6 protein-coding genes are annotated in these 5842 nt (G+C 73.0%); 4 read left to right on the plus strand and 2 right to left on the minus strand.

The window, feature by feature from the left end; translation table 11 throughout:
• Together E1264_RS39155 and E1264_RS39160 are read left to right on the plus strand one after the other, a co-directional pair.
• Positions 1-576, plus strand: a 576-nt coding sequence (locus E1264_RS39155) for a prolyl oligopeptidase family serine peptidase (protein WP_165964613.1), incomplete at its 5' end; no start/stop codon positions are given.
• A complete protein-coding gene (locus E1264_RS39160) occupies positions 570-2459 on the plus strand; it encodes an ABC transporter ATP-binding protein (RefSeq protein WP_132182067.1) in 1890 nt (629 codons plus the stop codon). The genes E1264_RS39155 and E1264_RS39160, both read left to right, overlap by 7 nt.
• A 41-nt stretch (positions 2460-2500) precedes the next feature.
• On the opposite strand, the gene E1264_RS39165 is transcribed toward E1264_RS39160, so the two are convergent.
• A complete protein-coding gene (locus E1264_RS39165) occupies positions 2501-3844 on the minus strand; it encodes an FAD-binding oxidoreductase (protein ID WP_132182069.1) in 1344 nt (447 codons plus the stop codon).
• Between the two features lie 166 nt (positions 3845-4010).
• Here E1264_RS39165 and E1264_RS39170 point away from each other — a divergent pair, with 166 nt between their 5' ends.
• Both E1264_RS39170 and E1264_RS39175 read left to right on the plus strand, forming a co-directional pair.
• Positions 4011-4781: a sensor histidine kinase gene (locus E1264_RS39170; protein WP_243711445.1), complete on the plus strand. Its 771-nt coding sequence runs from the start codon at positions 4011-4013 to the stop codon at positions 4779-4781.
• Positions 4778-5464, plus strand: a complete 687-nt coding sequence (locus tag E1264_RS39175; protein ID WP_132182073.1) for a response regulator transcription factor — start codon at positions 4778-4780, stop codon at positions 5462-5464. The genes E1264_RS39170 and E1264_RS39175 overlap by 4 nt, the downstream gene beginning before the upstream one ends.
• 1 nt (position 5465) lies before the next feature.
• On the opposite strand, the gene E1264_RS39180 is transcribed toward E1264_RS39175, so the two are convergent.
• Positions 5466-5842 (minus strand): hypothetical protein (locus E1264_RS39180; RefSeq protein ID WP_207936829.1); only part of this gene is annotated, 377 nt, incomplete at its 5' end.

Raw genomic sequence — 5842 nt, forward strand, 5'->3', positions numbered from 1 at the left:
GACGCCGACGCCCCGTGCGCGGCCCCGATCGACCTGGACGAAGCCGGTCATCCGGTCGCGATCCTGGATCTGCCGCTGTACTGGCCCGCCGACGCGACGCCCGGCCTGCTGCACGCGCAGATCATCGGCGCCGTGGAAGCGGCCAGGAAGCACTGGGACGGCCCTGTCGCCGTCGGTGGCCACAGCTTCGGCGCGACCCTGGCCCTCTACGCCCTCGCGCACGTCCCCGACCTGGTCTCCGCCGTCGTCCACAGCGGCTGCTACAACCGCACGCTGACACCCACCGGGTTCCACCACGAGAAGCGCTTCTACTGGGCGGCCCCGGAGCTGTACCACGCGTTCAGCGCCCTGCACTTCGCCGACCTGATCGACCGGCCGGTGCTGCTCGTCCACGGTTCCGACGACGGCAACCCGGCCACCCCGCCCGAGCAGTCCGTGGAGCTCTACCGGGCGATCCTGGCCGCGGGCGGGCGGGCCCGGCTCGTCCTGCTGCCGTTCGAGGGGCACGAGTACCGCTACCGGGAGACGCACCGCGCCGTCGCCGAGGAGCACCGCGCCTGGATGGCGCGATGGTGACCGCCAAGCGGGACGAGACGGTGACCGCCAAGCGGGACGAGGCGGCGGCCGGGCTGCTGAACCTGTCGCGGTCCGCGGCCCTCGCGGTGCGGCTGGGCTGGCAGGCCGACCGCGGCTCCCTGCTGACGCTGGTGGCTGTCCAGCTCGCCGGCGCGCTGGGCCTGGGCATGAGCCTTCTGGTTCTGCGGGCCGCGCTGGCGGGCGACGTTTCCGGCGGGGGCGGGATGCGGTCGCCGGATGCCTCGTCCGTCCTCGCCGGCCTCGGGGTGCTGGTCGCGCTCCGCACCGTGGGCGGGATCCTCGACGCCGTCACCACGGCGCGGCGGCGGATACTCGGCGTGCGGATGGACCGCCACGTCATCGCGCTCGTGCTGCGCGGCGCCGTCCGCGCCGACCTGCCCCGGTTCGAGGACCCCGTGTTCCACGACCGCCTGCAGCGGGCCGTGTTCGCCTCCCGCGGCCAGCCCGTGGTCGTGATCACCACGCTGGTCGCGGTGCTGCAGGCGCTGCTCACCGCCCTGGCCGTGAGCGCCGTGTTCATCGCGATGGCCTGGTGGCTGCTGCCGTTCGCCGTGCTCAGCGCGATCCCCACGATGCGCGCCGCCCGCGCCGAGCGCAACGCCACCTACGGCCTCCACTACGACCTGGCCGAGAACCGCCGCGTCCGGGAGTACTTCGAGCGCCTGATGACCGGGCGGGAGGAGGCCAAGGAGGTCCGCGCGCTGAGCCTCGGGCCGCTGCTGCGGGGCCGCTGGGACGCCGCGTACGAGCGCGAGATCGACGGGACCGTCCGCACCCAGCGCCGCCACCTGCGGCGCAAGATCGGCGCCCGCCTCGCCGGCGACCTGCTGATCATCGCGGTCGTCGGCGCGATCTGGTGGCTGATGGGCGGCGGCTTCATCGATCTGCCGACCGCGCTGGCCGCGCTGACCGGGCTCTGGCTGCTGTCCACCCGCATCCAGATGGTCGGCGGGCTGATGGGCACCATGGCGGAGACCGTCCTCTACCTTCAGGACCTCAGGACCTTCACGGCGCCCGGCGCCGAGGAGCGTCCCGCACAGCCTCCGCCTACGGGCTTCCGGGGCCTGCACGCCGAACGCATCGCGTTCACCTACCCTGGCTCGGCGCGTCCGGCGCTGCGCGACGTGACCGTGACGCTGCGCGCCGGCGAGATCGTGGCGCTGGTCGGCCCGAACGGCTCCGGCAAGACCACGCTGGCCAAGATCCTCGCCGGTCTCTACAGCCCGGACGCGGGGACGCTGCTGCTCGACGACGCTCCGCTGGCCGATCCGGCGCGGCTCCGCGAGGTCTCCGCCGTGCTCTTCCAGGACTTCGTCCGCTACAAGCTGCCCGCGGTGGACAACATCGCGTTCGGCCGGGCGGACCGGCCCGCCGACCACGGCGAGATCATCCGGGCCGCCCGGCAGGCGGGCGCGCACGACTTCCTCTCGGCCCTCCCCCGCGCGTACGCGACGGTGCTGAGCAAGGAGTTCACGGACGGCGAGGACCTGTCGGGCGGCCAGTGGCAGCGGCTGGCGCTCGCCCGCGCGTTCTACCGCGACGCGCCGTTCGTCATCCTGGACGAGCCGACCGCCGCCCTCGATCCCGAGGCCGAGGAACGCCTGTTCCGCCACATCCGGCACCTCTTCAAGGGCCGCACGGTGCTGCTGATCTCGCACCGGTTCTCCACGGTCCGCAGCGCCGACCGGATCCACGTCATGGACGGCGGCGCCATCGTCGAGCAGGGCACCCACGACGAGCTGATGGCGCGCAAGGGAAGGTACGCGGCCCTCTTCCTCATGCAGGCCTCCGGTTACCTCGACCCCCCGCACGAGATCCCCAACCGCCCGCTCGACGCGGCACCCACCCCAACGAGCAGGTAACCACCTGGTCATTCCTCGTGCGGAAGCCCGAACAGGCAGGGCTAGGCGGGGAGGACGTTGTGGGTGCGGCGGAACACGTTGGCTTGGTCGTAGCGGCGTTTGACCGCGGCCAGGCGCCGGTAGGTGTCGGGCGGGTAGGCCGCCGCGACGTCCGCGGGTTCGGCCGAGCCGAGGAATCCGACGTAGGCGCCCGAGCCCAGGGCGCTCACCTGCGACCACCGGTGCAACGCCTGGTCCAGGAGCCCGGGCGGTGCGGCGTCGGGGATCAGGAAGGCGGCCGCCGCCATGACTTCGGCGTCCCGGTGGGCGAAGGCGGTCGCGTCCGGGCTGACGCGTGCGGCGGCGCCGCCCATGCTGCGTAGCGAGAGCGCCGCTCCGCCGCCGGTGAACAAGGCGTCGACGGCGGCGACGCGCGTGTCGTCGAGCGTGCTGAAGAAGGTGTTGCGCACTTCCATGCGCAGTCCGGGTGGCAGCGGCCCGACATCCTCCAGCACGTCGGCGTAGGGCATGGCCTTGATGGTGTCGGAGACGAGGGGGGCGAGTGCTCGGAACGGGCGCAGCGCTTGCTCCGCCTCGTCGGCGTCCGAATCGGCGTAGCAGCACGTCAGCGTGATGCCCGCGGGATGCCCCGGCATCGCCGGCATGAAGCTGAGCGTCGTGGTCAGCTTCTCGTCGGCGGCCCGCATCAGGTCGCGCCAGCCGGCGATGAGTCCCGGCAGGTCGCCGCTCCGGTAGCTGATCGTTCCGAAATGCACGGTGGTGATCGGCTGGGCGATGAAGTCGAAGCCGACCGCGACGCCGAAGTTGCCGCCGCCGCCGCGCAGCGCCCAGAACAGGTCGGCGTGCTCGACGGCGTCCGCGCCGATCAGCCGGCCGTCCGCGGTGACCAGCTGGACCGCCGCCAGGCTGTCGATGGCGAGGCCGTGCCGGCGCACCATCCAGCCGATGCCGCCGCCCAGCGTCAGCCCGCCCACGCCGACCTGCCTGGTGTCACCCGCGGTCAGCCCCAGCCCGTGCGGGCTCAGCGTGGCGGCCACCGCGCCCCAGGTCGCGCCCGCGCCGACGCGCACCCGCCCGGAGGCCGGGTCCAGCAGGCGCACATCGTTGATCCGCCGCGTGTCGATGATCATTCCGTCGGTGCTCGTGCTCAGCCCCGCCATGCTGTGTCCGCCGGACCGCACCGTCACGGCCAGCCCGGTGTCGGCCGCGTGGCGCAGCGCCGCCGCCACCCCGGCCGCGTCGCGGGGACGGACCACCAGGTCGGGCGTGCCGCCGGCGAACAAGACCGCCGCGGCCTCGGGGTAGCCGTCGTCCCCCGGCCTCAGCACCTCCGCGACCGTGTCCAGCGTTGCTGAGGGACGTTCGCTGCTCGATATCTGTGTCATGGGGACGATGGTGCCGACCCCGCAGGCCTTCGGTCGTCGGGTCCAGGAAGTATCTTTCTGCTGCTCAGCGGGGAGTGAGCCGCCCGCCCGTGTACTACGGCGGGAGTAGGCGGCAATGGGTCCCGGGGGAGGATGTGCCCGCGGAACCGGTCCGTATCCTCGGAGAATGCGTACCGATCGCGGCCTGCGGAGGCTCTACGGGGCCGGATGGCTCATCTCCGCGGGCGTCATGCTCGTCACCGCCCACATGTGGCGGCTTCACCTGCGCGAGGTGGAGCAGCGCGCCGAGGAGGCGGAGCGGACCAAGGACGAGGCCGCCAGGCGCCGGGCCGTCGAGGAGCGGTTGCGCATCGCCCGGGAGCTGCACGACTCGCTCACGCACAGCATCTCGGTGATCCAGCTGCACGCCGGCGTCGAGGTGCACCTGGCGGGCAAGCGCGGCGAGGAGGTGCCGCCCGCGCTGCTGGCGATCCAGGAGGCCGGCGCGGACGCCGCCAGGGAACTGCGGGCCACACTCAGCGTGCTGCGCGCTGATGAGAACGGCCAGGGCAGCGGCCTCGGCCAGCTGGAGAGCCTGGTGGCGCGGGCGCGCACGGCCGGGCTGCCGGTCACCGTGACGGTGACCGGCGCGCGATGCCCGCTCGCGCGCGACGTCGACCAGGCCGCCTACCGCATCGTGCAGGAGGCGCTCACCAACGTCTCGCGGCACGCCGCGGGCGCGAGCGCCACGGTCCAGGTGCGCTACGGGCCGGACGAGCTGATCGTCCAGGTGGACAACGACGGCACCGTCACCCGCTCCCCATCGGCGGGCCAGGGCCTCGGCCTGATCGGCATGCGCGAACGGGTCGCCGAGCTCGGCGGCCGCCTGCACGCCGGGCCGCGCGAGGGCGGCGGCTTCCGGGTGCGCGCCGAACTGCCGATCCGGGCGGCGGCATGATCCGTGTCCTGCTGGCCGACGACCAGGTGCTGATCCGCAACGGGATCCGGTCGCTGCTCGACTCCGAGGACGACATCGACGTGGTCGCCGAGGCCGCCGACGGGCGGCAGGCGATCGCGCTGGCCGCCGAGCACCGCCCGGACATCGCGCTGGTCGACATCCAGATGCCGGTGCTCGACGGCATCGAGGCGACCCGGCAGATCGTCGCCGACCCGCGGCTGGCCGGCGTCCGCGTCGTCATCCTCACCAACTACGGGCTGGACGAGTACATCTTCCGCGCGCTGCGCGCCGGCGCCAGCGGCTTCCTGCTCAAGGACACCCACCCCGCCGAGCTGCTCCAGGCGCTGCGCGTGGCCGACCGCGGCGACGCGCTCTTGTCTCCCTCGGTCACCCGCCGGCTGATCAGCGAGTTCGTCGCCCGGCCACCGGACGTGCTGGCCGCGGCGGGAATGGAGCCGCTGACCAACAGGGAACGCGAAGTCGTCGCGCTGGTCGCCCACGGGCTGAGCAACGACGAGATCGCCGAAACGATGGTGCTCAGCCCCACCACGGCCAAGACCCACGTCAGCAGGGCGATGACCAAGCTCGGCGCCCGCGACCGTGCCCAGCTCGTCGTGTTCGCCTACCAGAGCGGCCTGGTGAGCCCTCGCGACCCCAGCCCGCCCAACAGCGGCACCGGCTGAATCAACCGGCGGCAGGTGTCGTCGGGGTGTCCAGCAGGGTGTCGAAGCGGAGGCCGCTTGAAGCCTCGCCTCGGCCTGTGCCGCGGTGGGCGCTCAGCCAGAGGACGACGCGGCCGTCCCGCCAGCGGGTCCGGTTGAAGGCCACGGAGAGGCGGGTGCCCGCTTGTGGGACTTCCTCTTCGTTGACGAAGTACTGCTTTCCTGCGTCGAAGCCGTAGCGGAGGAGAGTGGTGCGCGCGGGAACGGGCTTGCCGTCCACGACGCTGGGCATCGCGGCGCGCTGGAGCTGGATTTCGCGGTTGTCGCCTGGCACGCGCACCGGGATGAACGGGATCCAGTGTTCCGGGATGGTGTTCATCGCCCGGTACGAGATGGGGG

The sequence above is a fragment of the Actinomadura sp. KC216 genome (assembly GCF_004348535.1).
In the GTDB taxonomy this organism is placed as follows: Bacteria; Actinomycetota; Actinomycetes; order Streptosporangiales; family Streptosporangiaceae; genus Spirillospora.